The organism is Pseudodesulfovibrio pelocollis (assembly GCF_030282845.1).
Classification (GTDB): domain Bacteria; phylum Desulfobacterota; class Desulfovibrionia; order Desulfovibrionales; family Desulfovibrionaceae; genus Pseudodesulfovibrio; species Pseudodesulfovibrio pelocollis.
The window spans coordinates 20,603-36,372 of record NZ_JASTWE010000038.1 but is presented as its reverse complement, the minus strand read 5'-3'; the positions used below and the strand labels follow the sequence as shown (position 1 = coordinate 36,372).

12 protein-coding genes, 1 tRNA gene and 1 other RNA gene are annotated in these 15,770 nt (G+C 65.6%); 10 read left to right on the top strand and 4 right to left on the bottom strand.

Annotation, left to right across the window (positions count from 1 at the left end):
- Positions 1-58 precede the first annotated feature (58 nt).
- On the bottom strand, positions 59-1,357 hold the full coding sequence (locus QQS14_RS12785) for a radical SAM/SPASM family putative metalloenzyme maturase (protein ID WP_285907394.1): 1,299 nt from the start codon (positions 1,355-1,357) through the stop codon (positions 59-61).
- 218 nt (positions 1,358-1,575) lie between these two features.
- Between QQS14_RS12785 and QQS14_RS12780 the strand changes: the two genes are divergently transcribed.
- The 8 genes from QQS14_RS12780 to QQS14_RS12745 all read left to right on the top strand — a co-directional run bounded on the left by QQS14_RS12780 (position 1,576) and on the right by QQS14_RS12745 (position 8,393).
- Positions 1,576-1,651: transfer RNA gene (locus QQS14_RS12780), tRNA-Ile, on the top strand.
- 176 nt (positions 1,652-1,827) lie between these two features.
- The gene (locus QQS14_RS12775; RefSeq protein ID WP_285907393.1) at positions 1,828-2,835 is read left to right on the top strand and encodes a Nif3-like dinuclear metal center hexameric protein; all 1,008 of its coding nucleotides are present in this window, start codon (positions 1,828-1,830) and stop codon (positions 2,833-2,835) included.
- Positions 2,836-2,887: 52 nt separating this feature from the next.
- Positions 2,888-3,625 carry a zinc ribbon domain-containing protein gene (locus tag QQS14_RS12770; protein ID WP_285907392.1) on the top strand — a complete coding sequence of 246 codons (738 nt, stop codon included), beginning with the start codon at positions 2,888-2,890 and terminating at the stop codon, positions 3,623-3,625.
- Between the two features lie 15 nt (positions 3,626-3,640).
- Positions 3,641-4,001: RNase P RNA component class A (gene rnpB / locus QQS14_RS12765), an RNA gene on the top strand.
- A gap of 57 nt (positions 4,002-4,058) precedes the next feature.
- Complete coding sequence (ispD, locus tag QQS14_RS12760; RefSeq protein ID WP_285907391.1) at positions 4,059-5,294, top strand: 2-C-methyl-D-erythritol 4-phosphate cytidylyltransferase; 1,236 nt, start codon at positions 4,059-4,061, stop codon at positions 5,292-5,294.
- Between the two features lie 6 nt (positions 5,295-5,300).
- Positions 5,301-6,182, top strand: coding sequence for a hypothetical protein (locus QQS14_RS12755; RefSeq protein ID WP_285907390.1), 882 nt, complete (start codon positions 5,301-5,303; stop codon positions 6,180-6,182).
- Between the two features lie 43 nt (positions 6,183-6,225).
- Positions 6,226-7,695, top strand: a complete 1,470-nt coding sequence (gene cysS / locus QQS14_RS12750) for a cysteine--tRNA ligase (RefSeq protein WP_285907389.1) — start codon at positions 6,226-6,228, stop codon at positions 7,693-7,695.
- 239 nt (positions 7,696-7,934) lie between these two features.
- Positions 7,935-8,393 carry a hypothetical protein gene (locus QQS14_RS12745; protein ID WP_285907388.1) on the top strand — a complete coding sequence of 153 codons (459 nt, stop codon included), beginning with the start codon at positions 7,935-7,937 and terminating at the stop codon, positions 8,391-8,393.
- Between the two features lie 99 nt (positions 8,394-8,492).
- Here the strand turns inward: QQS14_RS12745 and QQS14_RS12740 are convergent, their stop codons facing one another.
- The 3 genes from QQS14_RS12740 to QQS14_RS12730 all read right to left on the bottom strand — a co-directional run bounded on the left by QQS14_RS12740 (position 8,493) and on the right by QQS14_RS12730 (position 13,928).
- The gene (locus tag QQS14_RS12740; protein WP_285907387.1) at positions 8,493-9,548 is read right to left on the bottom strand and encodes a DUF362 domain-containing protein; all 1,056 of its coding nucleotides are present in this window, start codon (positions 9,546-9,548) and stop codon (positions 8,493-8,495) included.
- 58 nt (positions 9,549-9,606) lie between these two features.
- Positions 9,607-12,093 carry a type I DNA topoisomerase gene (gene topA, locus QQS14_RS12735; protein ID WP_285907386.1) on the bottom strand — a complete coding sequence of 829 codons (2,487 nt, stop codon included), beginning with the start codon at positions 12,091-12,093 and terminating at the stop codon, positions 9,607-9,609.
- Between the two features lie 191 nt (positions 12,094-12,284).
- Positions 12,285-13,928: a glycosyltransferase family A protein gene (locus QQS14_RS12730; RefSeq protein ID WP_285907385.1), complete on the bottom strand. Its 1,644-nt coding sequence runs from the start codon at positions 13,926-13,928 to the stop codon at positions 12,285-12,287.
- A gap of 326 nt (positions 13,929-14,254) precedes the next feature.
- Between QQS14_RS12730 and QQS14_RS12725 the strand changes: the two genes are divergently transcribed.
- Both QQS14_RS12725 and QQS14_RS12720 read left to right on the top strand, forming a co-directional pair.
- On the top strand, positions 14,255-14,962 hold the full coding sequence (locus tag QQS14_RS12725) for a YggS family pyridoxal phosphate-dependent enzyme (protein WP_285907384.1): 708 nt from the start codon (positions 14,255-14,257) through the stop codon (positions 14,960-14,962).
- Between the two features lie 24 nt (positions 14,963-14,986).
- Positions 14,987-15,748 carry a motility protein A gene (locus QQS14_RS12720; RefSeq protein WP_285907383.1) on the top strand — a complete coding sequence of 254 codons (762 nt, stop codon included), beginning with the start codon at positions 14,987-14,989 and terminating at the stop codon, positions 15,746-15,748.
- Positions 15,749-15,770: the final 22 nt, after the last annotated feature.

Here is a 15,770-nt window from a genome sequence, read left to right as displayed (position 1 = left end):
CCCCGGAATCTTCCACCTCCACTCCATCCCCACCTCCACCCCACCCCAGCCCCATCTCTTACAGCAGGCAGCGGACGCCGCCCATGCACCAGATGCAGTGGCCGCAGGGGATGTCCAGGCCGAAGCAGTCGCGTTCGAAGTCGCGGCCCTGGCCGGTGACGTCGGAGCAGGGGACCACCGGGCAGTTGGAGCAGTAGGGGTAGGCGTAGTCCAGCACTTCGGCGCGGAATTGGCGGTAGGCCGGGCTGTTCCAGATGTCGAGGATGGGGGTGTGGCGGACGTTGCCGAAGGTGCGCGGGGTGATTTTCTTTTCGCCGCCGTCCATGACGCAGGAGTATTCGTGCCACAGGAAGTAGCAGGGCCGCACGTCGCCGTGGGCGGTGATGTGGGCCACGCCGTGTTCGAGGAATTCGCAGGTGCGGGCGAGGGTGGCGGCCACGGGCGGCAGGGTCGCGTCGAGCCCGTGTTGCTCGGCCACGGCGCGGGCCTGGTGGAGAATGTCGGCCAGCCAGGCTTGTTCGGCCTGTTTTTCCGGGCCGGACCAGTGCATCAGGCTCGACAGGTGGATGGGGATGCCGCGCTCCTGGGCCGTGTGCTGGCGTTCCATGACAAAGCGGACCAGCTCGGCTTCCTCCGGGGTCTTGTAAAATTTCCAGAGGATGTCGAAGTAGCGGGAGAGGTCGATGTTGCGGGTTTTAGCCTCGTCGAGCCAGCGGGCGAACTCGGCCATGGAGGCGTCCGTGTTGGGGTTGAAGAGGGACTGGTGGGCCATGGCCGGGTCATGCGGCAGCATGTGGCTGACCAGGGCGAAGCGCGCGCCCTGGGTGGCGGCCCAGGCCAGGGAGCGGGGCAGTGCCTCGGCCGTGTCGCGCATGAGCACGAACTCCACGCCGATGGACAGGTCGCGGCCGGCGTCTTGAGCGGCCCGGCGCAGGGAGCCGAAGACATGGGCCATGCGCGAGACATCCTCGCCGCCGTGGAAGAGGGTGTCGCCCTTGACCATGTCCACGGACAGGCAGATCGTGTCCAGCCCGGCTTCCACCAGCTGGCGGGCCAGTGCGGGCGTCAGGAGCATGCCGTTGGTCTGGAAGCCGATGCTGCCCCGGTCCATGGTGCTGCGGGCCAGGGCGATCATGTCGGTCAGGCGGGGGTGGAGCAGCGGCTCGCCGATGCCGTTGAGGATGATGCCGTCCAGGTGCGGAAAGGCCGGGGCCAGCGCCCGGAACGTGTCCATGGACATGTCTTCGTCCGGGATGCGGGCACCGCCTGACTGCTTGACGCACATGGCGCAGCGCAGGTTGCAGCGGGTGGTGGTCTCCACATAGAGCTTGGAGGGATGGGGCTTCATGGCGATCATGGCTGTTCCTGCCGGGCGGTGCGGCGGGCCGCGCCCGGTTCGGGGGGTTGGTGGTTGCTGGACCGGAAGTCCTCGGCGGCGGCCCGATGGGGTCATGATAAGGATGTGACGGCGGATGGCAAGGGCGGACTGGTTGTCCTTCCCGGTCCTGCCCATTGATCCAGCCCCGGCTTGACACCCCCTCGCGTGATCGCTATAGTGCCCTGCTTGGAGACTGCGGGCCAGTAGCTCAGTTGGCAGAGCCACCGGCTCATAACCGGTCGGTCCCAGGTTCGAATCCTGGCTGGCCCACCACTATTTCCCCTGGCCCGAGAGGTTAGCGCGATCATTAGCCACACCGCCCGCGACACACGCATATATCCTGAAATCTCCCACACGGCGTTCGGGCCGGGAAACAGAAGAGGAAGTGGATGCTCCCGAGGGGGATACCCTACGGGAGCATCTTGTTTCCGTTTTTTAGGCTTAAAACCATGAAAATCAAGGATATTTTGGTAGAAATTCGAGCCTTGGCCCCGGAGGACGGGCAGAGCGCTTGGGACAATTGCGGGGTCCAGGTGGCTGGCACCCTGACCGAGGCCGACAAGGTGGCCGTGTGCCTTGAGCCGACGCCCGCCATGGTCGGGGCGTGTCTCGACTGGGGAGCCGGGGCCGTGGTCACGCACCACCCCCTGTACATGAAGCCCGTGTCCCTGGGCACTCCCGGGCGGGTGCTCGATGTGGCCCGCCGGGTGATGGCCGACGGCGCGTGGCTATATGCGGCCCACACCTCCCTTGATGTGCGGCCGGGCGGCCCGGCCTTCTGGCTGGGGAGCGAGCTTGGGCTGCGCGGCACGCAGATTCTTGAGAAGGCCCACACCCGCTGCCCGGTGGAGGCGTCCTTTTATCTCGACGAGCCTGTTTCCCGGGCCACGGCAGACATCTGGGCCAGGCGCGCGTCCATCCACTCGGTTTCCCAGAGCGGCACCGGCGAGGTGCGCGTGGTCTGCGACGAGGCGGACTGGCCCGCCGTGGCCGAGGCCATCGTCTTTGCCGTGGGCAGCAGGCCGGTCTTCTATCTGCGCACCCTTTTCGCCCCGTGCGACGCGGTGGGGTTCGGCGAGGTGGGCGACCTGCCCGAGCCCATGGATTTCGATGCGTTCTCGGCCCTGCTGGACAGGCTGCTTCCGGCCCATGCCCGGGGCTACTGGACCGTGTCCGGCCCGCAGCCGGAGCGCGTGGCCCGGGTGGGCTACTGCGGCGGCTCCGGGAGCGATCTGGTCACGGCAGCGGCCAAGGCCGGGGCCGATGTGTTCATCACCGGCGACATGAAGTACCATGCCGCTGTCGAGGCGGGCGTGTGTGTCCTTGATGTGGGGCATTTTTCGTTGGAAGAGGAGATGATGCGCCGTTTCGCCCAGGAGCTTTCCGGGCGGCTGTCCGGCGTGGAGGTTCGCTTCTTCGTTGGGAGCGATCCCTTCCGGGTGCGGGTCAGGCAGTAACAAAGGAACCATGCATGCGCGTGATTTCAAATAGATAGCGAGGTTGCAACCGATGTACGAGAAACAGATCGAGCAGTTGATCATACTGCAACAGGTGGATGACGAAATCCTTGTCCTTGAGGACGAGATCGCCAAGGCGCCGCTGGAGCTTTCCGATCTTGAGGCCCAGATGGCCCAATTCGCCGAGCGGCGCGCCCAGATCGACGAGCGCATCGACCTGCTCAAGAGCCAGAAGAAGAAGCTGGCCTCGGAGATCGAGGACGACGGCAGCCGCATCAGGAAGAGCAAGAACAAGCTCATGCTGGTGGGCAACACCAAGGAATATCACGCCATGATGCGCGAGATGGACAGCCTTGAGAAGCTCAACCGGATGCGCGAGGAGGAGCAGGCCGCCGTGGAGGAGGAGTTTGTCCGCCAAAACGAGGCCACCGAGGCCCTGACCGAGGAAATGAGCGGGGTCAAGGAGCAGTACGACACCCTCAAGACCACACTTGACCAGCGTCTGGACGAGGCCAACAAGCGCCTTGAGGGACTGGTGCGCAAGCGCAAGAAGGCCTGCAAGGTGGTGCCCCCGCCCATCCTCGGCCGCTACGAGTTCATCCGCGAGCGTATGGAGAACCCGGTCATCGTGCCGGTGGCCGAGGCCGTGTGCCACGGCTGCCACATCATGATTCCGCCGCAGATATTCAACGACCTGCAAAAGGGCCAGCAGATCTTAAGCTGCCCCAACTGCCAGCGGCTCATCTACTGGCAGCGGGGCGACATGACCCCTGGCGGGGTTCAGGAATAGTTTGATTTCAGGTTTGGAGCCGGACAGGCTGTCGCTGCGATCATTGATCGGAGAGGAAAGTCCGGGCTCCACAGGGCAGAACGCTGGGTAACGCCCAGGGGGAGTGATCCCCGTCAAGTGCAACAGAAAGCAGACCGCCTCCGGGGAAACCCGGCGGCAAGGGTGAAACGGTGGGGTAAGAGCCCACCGGCTGTCGTGGTGACACGGCAGGCCAGGTGAACTCCGTTCGGAGCAAGACCAAATAGGGTAGCGTACGAGGCCGGCCCGGCCCAGGCTACCGGGTAGGTTGCTTGAGGCGGCTGGTAACAGTCGCCCTAGAGGAATGACAGCCGCCCCCTCGGGGGCACAGAACCCGGCTTATCGGCCGACTCCAAACCTGATACCACGGCGGCGGGAGGGGCAACCCTCCCGCCGCTGACAACACGGAATGCGCATGGACCGACCGCTGAAGACCATATGGGCCGTGATCCTGGCCGCCGGAGCGGGCACGCGCCTGGCCGGGGCCGCCGGGGGCGTGGCCAAGCAATACCTGGAGCACCGGGGCGCGCCGCTTTTCTGGCACTCGGCCCGCACCTTTTCCCGCGTGGCCGGTGTGCGCGGGCTGGTCTTCGTGTTCCCGCAGGGGGATGTGGCGGCCATGGAAAAGCGCGTGAGCCAGTTCTTCCGCAGCGAGAATCTCGGCCTGGACTGGGCCGTGTGCGCCGGAGGGGCGCGGCGGCAGGACTCGGTGGCCCACGGTCTGGCCGCCCTGCCGCCCGGCTGCGACGGCGTGCTGGTCCATGACTCGGCCCGGCCATTCGTCTCGGCCCGGACCATCACCCTGCTCATCGATGCCCTGCACCGGGGCGAGCGGGCCGTGGTTCCTGCCATCCAGGTGCCCGACACCATCAAGCGCGCGGCCACGGACGAATCCGGCACCGAGGGCGTGGTCCAGACCCTGGACCGGGCCGAACTGCGCGCGGTGCAGACCCCCCAGGCCTTTGCGACCGGACTGCTGCGCGAGGCCCACGCCCTGGCCTCGGCCGATGGCTGGGACGTCACCGACGACGCCAGCATGGTGGAGCGCATGGCCGCCCATGCGCCCGGGGCGGGCATCCGCGTCGCCATCATCCCCGGCGAGCCGGGCAACATCAAGATCACCACGGCCGAGGACCTGAAACGGCTGGCCGAGGCCCGGGCCACCATCCCCTGCGTGGGCTGGGGCTACGATGTCCACCGCTTCGGCACCGAGGGCGACAGGCCGCTGGTGCTGGGCGGCGTGCCCGTGCCCGGCGGCCCGACCATCGTCGCCCACTCGGACGGCGACGTGCTGCTTCACGCCCTGGCCGACGCCGTGCTGGGCACTTTTGGCGGCGGCGACATCGGCACCCACTTCCCTGACACGGACGCGCGCTTCGCCGGGGCGGACAGCGGCGTGCTCCTGCGCGAGATACTGGCCATGGCCGAGGCGACCGGGGTGCGGCTGGTCCAGGCGGACCTGACCATCATCACCCAGATACCGAAGATAGCGCCCCACGCCGGAGCCATCGCCGTCAACGCGGCCCGGCTGCTCGGACTCCCGGTGGACCGGGTCAATGTCAAGGCCACCACCGAGGAAAGCCTCGGCTTCACCGGCCGCAAGCAGGGGATCAAGGCCGTGGCCGTGGTCTCGGCCCTGCGGGAGGTCTAGGCGGGCGTGTCCGGGCTGGGCAAATTTTTCATCTCCCTTGTGGTCTTCGCCGCCATCTGCGCGGCCGGGCTTTACTGGTTCGTCAACCACGAGGTGGAGCGGGCCTTCAACCAGGCCGTGAGCGACGTGCCGGGCCTGATCGTGTCCTACGACGACATTTCGGTGCGCTTCTCGGACCAAAGCGTCATCCTCGAAGGGGTGGAGGCGGCCCTGCCGGGCGGCCAGCGCGTATCTGCCGACGAGGTCCGCTTCAGCTCCTTTGACCAGAAGAATCCGGTGCCCCACTTTGCCGCGGCCCAGGCCCGGGGGGTGCTGATGCGCGTCACCCCGGCCAATTTCGGCACCTGGGCCGCGCCCCTGCTCTCCATGGGCGTGCGCGAGGTGCGCGGCGATCTGGCCGTGGACTATGCCTACGCGCCCGCGAGCCAGGCCCTGACCGTGCGCACCCTGTCGCTCTCCGCGCCCGAACTGGGCGAGGTGTCGCTGACAGGCACCGTGGACCGCCTTGACCTGGACCAGTTGCGTGTGGAAAAACTCCTGGGGCTGCGGCTGGTCAACGTGGACCTGATCTACGAGGACCATGCCATGGTGACCATGCTGCTGCGCAGCTCGGCCAGACTGCTGGGCATCTCCCCGGACGAGGCCCGTCAGCGCATTCTGGCCGAGATCTCGACCATGGCACGCTATAGCGCCCGCGAGGGCAACGGTGTTGCCGAGCGCGCCCTGCTCGGGCTGGCCGAGTTCGTGGCCGAGCCGGGCAGGGTGGTCGTATCGGCCCGGCCCGACGAGCCCGTGCCAGTGCTCTACTTCTTCATGGGCCGCGATTTTTACGAGAACCTGCACCTGCTCAACGTCTCCGTGACCACGGACTATGAGCGCGACATCTAATCAATGATCAATAAAAGCTGATTGTTGCGAACGGAGCATTTGAATGAGACTCTATAATACCCTGGTCAGGAAGAAGCAGGAATTCATCCCCGCCAACGGCAACGCGGTCAACATGTATGTCTGCGGCATCACTGCCTACGACCTCTGCCACATCGGCCATGCCCGCTCCAGCGTGGTCTTTGACGTGCTCTTCCGCTACCTGCGCCACAAGGGGTACGATGTCACCTTCATTCGCAATTTCACTGACATAGACGACAAGATCATCAAGCGGGCCAACGAGACCGGGGCCGAGGCCGGGGAAGTGGCCGAGCGCTTCATCGGCGAGTTCTATGTGGACATGGACCGCCTGGGCGTGCTCCGGGCCGATGTGGAACCCCGTTGCACCGAGCACATCCCGGAGATGATCGCCCTGACCGAGCAGCTCATCAGCCAGGGAAACGCCTATGCCACGCCCTCGGGCGATGTTTATTTCCGGGTCCGCTCCTTTGCCGACTACGGCAAGCTCTCGGGCCGGAACATCGACGAACTGGAGTCGGGCGCGCGCATCGACCCGGGCGAGGAAAAGCAGGACCCGCTGGACTTTGCCCTGTGGAAGGCGGCCAAGCCCGGCGAGCCGTCCTGGGATTCGCCCTGGGGGCCGGGCCGTCCGGGCTGGCACCTGGAATGCTCGGCCATGAGCGAGAAGTACGCGCCCCTGCCCCTGGACATCCACGGTGGCGGCCAGGACCTGTCCTTCCCCCACCACGAGAACGAGATCGCCCAGTCCGAGGCGGCCACGGGCAAGCCCTTTGCCAACTACTGGGTGCACAACGGATTCGTCCAGATCAACTCCGAGAAGATGTCGAAATCCCTGGGCAACTTCTTCACCATCCGGGACATTCTCGACAAGTTCATGCCCGAGGCATTGCGCTATTTCCTGCTGACCATGCACTATCGCAGCCCGCTCGACTTCTCCTTCGAGGCGCTGGAGGAGGCGGAAAAGGGCATCCGCCGCGTCTACGCGGCCCTGGCCCAGGTGGACACGGAACTGGCCAAGACCAGCTGGAAGAAGTCGCCGTTCCCGACCGAACTGGTGGAGGAGCTCGACGTCATCGAGGGCCACTGGGCCGAGGCCATGGAAGACGACATGAACACCGCCGGGGCGCTGGGGCACATCTTTTCCGCCGTGCGTCTGGCCGGGCGCGTGGTCGAGGACAAGAACCTGCGCAAGTCCGAGGGTGGCCGCGATTTCTTCACCCGCTTCAAGGCGGTGATGCGGACGTGGAGCGAGGTGCTCGGCGTGTTCGGCAGCGACCCGGCCGGGTTCCTGGCCGAGCTGCGCGACAGCCGCGCCGCCAGGGCGGGCATTGACCCGGCCCGCGTCCAGGATCTGATCGACGCCCGGCAGCAGGCGCGCCAGGACAAGGACTTCGCCCGCTCCGACGCCATCCGCGACGAGTTGGCCACCATGCGCGTGGAAGTCAAGGACACCCCCCAGGGCGCCACCTGGGATGTCATTGCCGAGACTCGCTAACTGGCTGTTTCCTTGGACACGACGAGCCCGATCTGCCCATGAAGGCGGGCCGGGCTTTGTTGTTTGCGGGGCCAGGGGCGGGCGGTTGCGGCCAAGGGGCCGGAAGGCGGCAGGGCGAAAGACAAGCGAGTCATCTGGACATCGGCGGTGAAGTTTGTTTTGTTGGCTCTGCCATTGAACGAGCGTCGATCCGCGATGCGAATGCGATATGAACAGCCGCACCCTGTGAGGAGTTTGTGATGGAAGACAGTCCTGTACGCTATGCCATGACCCTGGTTTGCGCGCTCATTGCCATCCCGTTGGCGCTCCTGCTGGACAAGAAGCTCCATCAGAAATACCCCGGGGCCAGGCCGTACAAGTGGGGGTACTACACCGGCCTGATGGGCATGCTGACCTATGGCCTGCTGGCCCTGATGCTTGTCGTGGGTCCGGCAGTGGATGACGAGAAGACCCTGACGGCCTTGATCTTTTTCACGCTGGCCATCATCCCGTACTTCTACATCCTCAAGCGCAGGAAATGGGCCTGGGTGGTTGGCATCATCCTGCTGTTCAACCCCATCCTGTGGATCGTCAACGCCGTGTACGCCAGAAACCGCTGGAAGGAGATGCCGATCCCGACCGACGATCCGGCCGATCCCGACACTGATGAAACACCGGAAGCCGGGAACGAGCCGCCCCAGCGCCAGGGCGAGCCGTAGCAGTCCGACCCCCTCGGGAACATGCAAAGCCCGGCCCGCCAAGAGTGGCGGGCCGGGCTTTGCGCATGGCTTCGAGGATCTGAATGATCGGGTATGCCCTCACGCCGCCATAATCTCCCGCACCCGCTGGACGAACCCGTCCGCGCCCGGGCCGATGGGGGCCAGTACGATATCTTCGGGCGAGGGTGCGCCGATGCCCAGTTCGGCGGCGCGGCGGATCTGCTCCTGGGCGAAGACCGGGCCGGTCCTGACCGCGTCGGTGGTGGGGTGCATGCGCAGGATGGCCACGCCCACCGCGTCCACGGCCACGGGGTCGGTGCCTGCCACGATCACCCCGGGCGAGACCTCGCGGCCTGCGTGGGGACCGCCGGTGATGAACGCCTTCATGCCGTCCATGATGATCAGATCATTGCGGAAGACAAGGCTGATTTCGGCAATGAGTGAGCGCTGGAGCGGAGAGCGGTGCAGCTCGGTCATGTAGTTGTAGCCGTCGCCCGGGTCGTGCTTGGCCACAGCGCCCACCGCGTTCTTGAGGGCCATGGTGAAGTGCCCGCCGTACTGGTGGGTCTTCAGACAGCAGGTCTGCACCACCGCGTCGGCCTCGGCAAAATGGCGGGCCAGGAGGAAGCCGCGCTTCCACTGGCTGCCAACGGGCCGGAAGAGGACGTACCCCGCCGCGTCCAGGTCGTCCATGACCACCACCTCCACTCCCAGCTCCTCGGCCAGGGAGCGCACGCCCATTGAGCGCAGCACCTGGGTCGTATCGCCCATGCCGCTGCGCTCGGCCAGGGTCATGGACGCGGGCCGGGTCTCGGCCAGGGTCTCGATCAGGGCGCGCAGGGTGTCGGGATGGGTGGAGGCAGGGAAAGGATCGGCGCTGTTGTAGTTGGCCTTCAGCGCGATGCGGGCACCCTGGAAGCGGCTCAGGTCGAAGTGGGCCATGGCCGCGCGGATGCCCTTGGCGCGGTCATCGGTCTTGACGATGACCACCGTTGAGCGGGGTGTGGAACGGGATGCTTCAGGGGTGGCGGAAGCATTGGCGGCACCGGGCCGGGCCGCCAGCCCGGGCCAGGCGAGGACGCCAGCTCCCGCACCCAGCAGGGCGCGCAGGCACTGGCGGCGTCCGATGATTCGGGAAAACAGGGTGTCGGGCATGATGGTCCTCCATGAGAGAACCATACGGACAACCGCGCCCGGAGTAAAGGTGTCGGGTTTATGCCTTGTCGTCGCCGAAGTCGTCCGACTCCTCAGGCCTGTTGTCGCCCGGGTCGTCCAGGGACTCGTCGGGCGCTTCACCCAGAGGCCGGGTGAAGCCGCATCCCTTCTTGGGGCAGGCCAGATGCTCGCCCTTGTCCCGGGTGGTCTTGCTGGTCAGGATGGGGTGGTCGCACTTGGGGCAGGGCTCCTTCACTGGCCAGTTCCAGACCGCGTAGTCGCACTTGGGGTAGGCCGAGCAGGAGTAGAATATCTTGCCCCGGCGCGAGGATTTTTCCACCAGTTCGCCGGTGCAGCCCTCCACCGGGCAGGGAACGTCCGTGGAGAAGGGCTCGGCATAGGTGCAGTCCGGGTAGTTGGAGCAGGCGATGAACCGGGAGCCGGTGCGCGCCTTCTTGAGCAGCAGCTCGCCCCCGCAGTCCGGGCAGGTGCCCACCACCTTGGGCTTGTCCGCCTCGACCACGGTGATCTTGCCCTCGGCGTCGCGCTCGAAGTTGACGATGTTCTTGCAGTCCGGGTAGCCGGTGCAGCCCAGGAATTCGCCCCGGCGGCTCTGCTTGATGGCCATGGGACGGCCGCACTTGTCGCACTCCACCCCGGTTTCCTCGGGGGTCTCGCGCTCCACGACCCGGATGCTTCCATCCTCGTCGCGGGTGAAGTTCTTGATGGTCCGGCAGGTGGGGAACCCGGTGCAGCCCAGGAATTCGCCGGTGCGGCCGAACTTGATGGCCATGGGCTTGCCGCAATTCTCGCAGACGATGTCCGTCTCCTGCTGGGAGCGGGCCATTCCGGCACGCGCCTTGTCCAGGATGGGGTAGAAGTCGTCGCCGAAGTCCTTGAGCAGCCGGACCCAGTCCTGTTTGCCAGCGGCCACGTCGTCGAGCAGGCCCTCCATGCGCGCGGTGAAGCCCACGTCCATCAGGGCCACGAAGTGTTCGGAGAGCTGGTCCGAGACGATGAATCCAAGCTCGGTGGGCACGAACCGCTTCTCTTCCTGGCGGGCGTATTCGCGATCGAGCAGGGTGGAGATGATGGCCGCATAGGTGGATGGCCTGCCAATGCCAAGCTCTTCCAGGGTCTTGACCAGCGACGCTTCCGAGAAGCGCGGCGGCGGCTGGGTGAATTTCTGCTCCTTCTTCAACTCGTTCAGGCGCAGGGTCTCGCCCTCGGCCAGCTTGGGCAGCTCGGTTTCGGCCTCTGTCCCGGCCTTGTCCATGGCCGCGAGGAAGCCGGGGAAGAGCATGCGCTCGCCCTTGGCCCGCCACTGGGTCTTGGGGGCCTTGACCAGCACCGTGGTGTCCCAGAAGTTGGCGGCCGCCATCTGCGAGGCCACGAACCGCTGCCAGATGAGGCGGTAGAGGCGGTACTGCTCGGACGGCAGCACGCTCTTGACCTCTTCGGGGGTGATGGTCGCGTCCACCGGGCGGATGGCTTCGTGGGCGTCCTGCGCCCCGCCCTTGGTCTTGAAATTCCTGGTTTTCTGCGGATAATAGTCTGCGCCGAAACGGTCGATGATCAGCTCCCTGGCAGTCTCCTGCGCCTCCTTGGCGATGCGCACCGAGTCGGTACGCATGTAGGTGATCAGGGCGGTGGTGCCGCGCTTGCCAAGCTCCACGCCCTCATAGAGGCGCTGGGCCACGGACATGGTCCGCTTGGCCGAGAAGCCGAGCCGCCGGTTGGCGTCCTGCTGCAGGGTGGAGGTGATGTAGGGCGGCAGGGGGTCGCGCTTGCGCTGCTTCTCCTGCACGGATTCCACCGCGAACTGGCCGCCCTCGAGGACCTGCTGGAGCGCCTCGGCCTCGTCGGCGGTGGCGACGTGGTTGACGCCGGGCTTGACCGCCTTGCCCGAGAGCTTGTGCAGTTCAAGCCAGAAGGGCGGTGGGTTTTCGCCTTCGAGGAGCACCTTGAAGGGCCAGTATTCGTCGGCCTTGAAGGCGCGGCGTTCCTTTTCGCGCTCCACCAGCAGCTTGAGCGCCACGGATTGGACCCGCCCGGCCGAGATGCCGCGCTTGACGTTCTTCCACAGGATGGGGGAAATCTTGTAGCCCACCAGCCGGTCCAGGATGCGCCGGGCCTGCTGGGAGTCGAAGAGGTTCTCGTTGAGGTCCTGGGCGTTTTCCAGGGCTTCCTTGACGGCGCGGGCGGTGATCTCGTTGAACTGGATGCGCCGGATGTTCTTGTTGACCGGCCTGAGCAGCTCGGCCACATGCCAGGCGATGGCCTCTCCCTCGCGGTCCGGGTCGGGCGCGAGGAACACGGTGCCAGCCTTCTTGGCCGCGGCCTTGAGGCGCTTGACCACGTCCTCCTTGCCCTGGATGATCTCGTAGCGGGGGGTGAACCCGTTTTCCTCGTCCACGCCCAGGTCGCGGGTGGGCAGGTCGCGCACATGGCCCACCGAGGCGTCCACCATATAGTCCTTGCCCAGGAACTTGCTGATGGTCTTCACCTTGGCCGGGGACTCAACGATGATCAGGTCTTTTGGCATGGAAACCCTTGGTCGTCCTTTCAGGGGATGCGGGCAGCCTGCGCGGCCCGATGTGGTTGGTTCGAGGGGGTGCTATGCCCGCTGACCGGGTGTTTCGTCAAGTCTCTCTATATTGATAATGGGTGAAATGCGCCGCGCAGCCCGGCCCCTGCCCCCCTCGAAGGTGCGGCCAGGGGGGGCACGACGGCCCCCTAGAACTCGGGCAGGGGCACGCCGAGGTCGAGGCTCAGGTTGTCCAGGGCCTTGAGCCTGGGCAGGTGATCGAAGTGTTTGAAGTAGAACTTGATGTCGTTGCCCATGACGGAGCCCACGGAGGATGGCCGCCACTGTACCTTGGTCGCGTTGACCCCGCTTGACTGGTGGTGGATGCAGGCCACCGGGCCGCAGTACATGATGCGGTATCCGTTGAGGCACAGGGCGATGTCGTGATCGATGTCGTCCACCTGCGAGGGGCTGAAGCGGATGTCGAAGCCTGCCGGGATTTCGGCCAGGGCGCTGGTGCGCAGCAGGTGCAGGCAGCCCATGACGTTCCTGGTCTCGCGCACCACGTCGTAAATGCCGGTGTCGTACTGGTGCTCGGGCGCGTGCAGGCTCATCTTGAGCAGCCCGTGGTCGGCGATGGCCACGTAGCGGAAGAGATACTGGTACATGGCCGGTTGGCCCGGGTGGAGCACCTTGCAGCCCACGGCCCCGATTTTCGGGTCGGTCTCGGCCACGGTGAGGAAGGAGGCCAGCCAGTCCTCCTGCACCGTGACGTCGTCGTCTAGAAAGGCGATGTAGTCCGAGGCGCGCACCTCGGGCAGGTTGGTCAGCCAGTTGCGCGCGGCCGGAGCGCCGATGTTCACGTGCAGGTCGTGGATCGTGAACTCGTTGTGCGGGAACAGGGCGCGCGCCCGTTCCACCACCTCGCGGCTGTGGTCGGTGCAGCCGTTGAGCAGCACGTCGATGCGCGCCGGGCCGATGTTCGAGCGGCTCAGGCCTTCCAGGGTCTGGCTCAGCATGTCCGCCTTGTTCCAGGAATACAGGCAGATGTTGACCCTGCGTCGGGCGAGCAGCGAGGCGTCGGCCGCAAAGGGCGATTGCAGCTGGGCCAGCCGCAGGCGCACCGGGGTCTGGCGCGGGTCCTGGCGCAGCGAGTTCTCGTACAGCCGGATGGCCGTGCCCGTGTCGCCAGCGGCCACGAACATGGCGGCCGCCAGGTTCAGACTCGTCTCGCGCAGGGCGGTGTGGTTGAGGGTCGGCCACAGGGCCATGGCCTGGTCAAAGTCGCACAGCGCGGCATGGTGGTTGAACAGGGCCGCGTCCCAGTCGCGGCGCAGGGGCTCGGGGCAGACGAAGCTCTCGAGCCACGGTTCGGCTGGCACGCCAAGATGGCGGCCCACGTAGAGGGCGTACTGGGCGGCCGGGACATGGTCCGGGCAGGCGCCTATCAGGGTGGCCAGGAATTCCCCGGCCTCCTCGGCGTCGGTTTTGAGGTCAAGCCCGGTGATGAGGTCGTAGGTCTCCTTTTCGCGCATGTGCTGGGCCACCACATCCATGCGCTGCCTGACCTGGGGATTGCCGGTGAGCCGGGTTACGGCCTCCAGCAGCCCGAGCCGGAAGGGCCGAAGTTGCAGCGCCTTGTCGAGCAGATAGAGGAGGACCGTGCGCGCGGTCTCGTGCCCTGCCGCCGCAGGGTCGTTGGCCAGCCGGTCGATGAAGCAGAAGCATACGGCCTCGTCCAGGAGAAAGCTGTGGATGTGGTTGCGGACGTACAGGACCACCTCGTCGAGGGGGAGCTCCTTGAGCTGGGCGGTCATGCCGTACTGGAAGGTATGCAGATAGCGTTCGTTCATGGCGGGCCTTCGGAGTGTCTGGTGTATGTGGCAGCTTGTAATGCCATGACCTATGACACAGCCGACGCGCCCATGACAAGCGCAGGTTTATTTGTCCGACCAGTCTTAGAGGCGGTAACTATAGAAAAAGTTTAGAATTTTCACGGCAAAAAAGGAATGGAAGATGTCGCGGTTTTTTGCGAGAATTCGGGTGGTTACCGCGTGCTGTCTCATGGTATGGACACATGGCGGGGCGTGAATGTGCGCTTTTTTCATTAATTCATTAAGCTAAAGGAAAAACGGGCCGATAAGGCGGATGAGCCTAACGCCCGGATTCATTGAGAGATATGATGGACAGACGGATCGAGCTGGTCGGGCGGGCGGCCCAGGCCCGCGAGGAGCTGGCCCGGGCGGCACGCCGGGCAGGGCGTGAGCCCGGGGACGTGACCCTGGTGGCGGTCTCCAAGTTTCACCCGGCCGGGGACGTGCGCGTCCTGGCCGAGGCCGGGCAGGTGGATTTCGGCGAGAACTACGTGCAGGAGGCCCTGGCCAAGCGCGAGGCGCTGACCGATCTGCCGCTTCGGTGGCACTTCATCGGCGGGTTGCAGAGCAACAAGGCGCGGTTCGTGGCCGGAAATTTCGCCCTGGTCCACAGCGTGGATTCGCGCAAGCTGGCCCAGGCGCTGCACAGGAAGGCTTCGGAACTGGGCGTGGTCCAGGATATTCTTCTTCAGGTGAACATCGCCGGAGAGGAGCAGAAGTCCGGGGTGGACGAGGCCGGGCTGCCCGAATTGGCCGAGGCGGTCGAGGCCATGCCGGGGCTGCGGCTGAAGGGGTTGATGACCATGCCGCCCTTTTTCGACGACCCGGAGCGGGCGCGCCCGGTGTTCGCCCGGCTGCGGCATCTGCGCGGCAGGCTTGAGGGGCGGCTGGGTCGCTCGCTGCCCCATCTTTCCATGGGCATGACCGGCGACTTTGTCGCCGCCGTGGAGGAGGGAGCGACCATGGTCCGCATCGGTACGAGGATTTTCGGGGCGCGGGAGCCCAGGCAATAACGAGGCAAGGCAAAAGGGCAGGGTATGGATCTCGGAACCGTCATCGGCATCGTTCTCTCCTTTGGTCTGGTGTGTTCGGCCATCCTGACCGGGTCGAGCCTGATCATTTTCGTATCGGTGCCGTCGTTCCTCATCGTCATTGGCGGAACCCTGGGCGCGGCCATGGTCAACTATCCCATCAGCTACGTCATCGGTCTGGTGGGCGTGGTCAAGAACACGTTCTTTTCGAGCCTGGAGACGCCCCGGGAGATCATCGACCGATTCAAGGACTACGCCAACCGCGCCCGGCGCGAGGGCATCCTCTCGCTGGAGCCGCTGATCAAGGAGATCGACGACGACTACATGCGCAAGGGGCTGCAACTGACCGTGGACGGCCTGGAGCCTCAGACCATCCAGGAAATCCTCGAAACCGAGATATCCTACCTGAGCGAGCGCCACGCCACGGGCGCGGACCTGGTGGCCGTGCTGGGCACCCTGTCTCCGGCCATGGGCATGATCGGCACGGTCATCGGCCTGGTGCAGATGCTCCAGACCATGAGCGATCCGTCCACCATCGGCCCGGCCATGGCCGTGGCCCTGCTGACCACCCTCTACGGAGCCATCCTGGCCAACCTCGTCTTCAACCCCATGGCGGGCAAGCTCAAGGCGCGCAGCAAGGAGGAAATCCTGCTGCGCGAGATGATCATGGAGGGCATCCTCTCCATCTCCAAGGGCGAGAACCCGCGCATCATCGAGGAAAAGCTCAACAGCTACCTGCCGCCCAAGGACAGGGTCGTGACCAACTAGCGGTTCGCGCCCGCCAGGGAGA

Bases quoted from the DNA above. Each gene is read 5' to 3' on its own strand.
- QQS14_RS12730 (WP_285907385.1), bottom strand. From the start codon at position 13,928: ATGAACGAACGCTATCTGCATACCTTCCAGTACGGCATGACCGCCCAG.
- QQS14_RS12740 (WP_285907387.1), bottom strand. From the start codon at position 9,548: ATGCCCGACACCCTGTTTTCCCGAATCATCGGACGCCGCCAGTGCCTG.
- topA (WP_285907386.1), bottom strand. From the start codon at position 12,093: ATGCCAAAAGACCTGATCATCGTTGAGTCCCCGGCCAAGGTGAAGACC.
- cysS (WP_285907389.1), top strand. From the start codon at position 6,226: ATGAGACTCTATAATACCCTGGTCAGGAAGAAGCAGGAATTCATCCCC.
- QQS14_RS12770 (WP_285907392.1), top strand. From the start codon at position 2,888: ATGTACGAGAAACAGATCGAGCAGTTGATCATACTGCAACAGGTGGAT.
- QQS14_RS12745 (WP_285907388.1), top strand. From the start codon at position 7,935: ATGGAAGACAGTCCTGTACGCTATGCCATGACCCTGGTTTGCGCGCTC.
- QQS14_RS12785 (WP_285907394.1), bottom strand. From the start codon at position 1,357: ATGATCGCCATGAAGCCCCATCCCTCCAAGCTCTATGTGGAGACCACC.
- QQS14_RS12720 (WP_285907383.1), top strand. From the start codon at position 14,987: ATGGATCTCGGAACCGTCATCGGCATCGTTCTCTCCTTTGGTCTGGTG.
- QQS14_RS12725 (WP_285907384.1), top strand. From the start codon at position 14,255: ATGATGGACAGACGGATCGAGCTGGTCGGGCGGGCGGCCCAGGCCCGC.
- ispD (WP_285907391.1), top strand. From the start codon at position 4,059: ATGGACCGACCGCTGAAGACCATATGGGCCGTGATCCTGGCCGCCGGA.
- QQS14_RS12775 (WP_285907393.1), top strand. From the start codon at position 1,828: ATGAAAATCAAGGATATTTTGGTAGAAATTCGAGCCTTGGCCCCGGAG.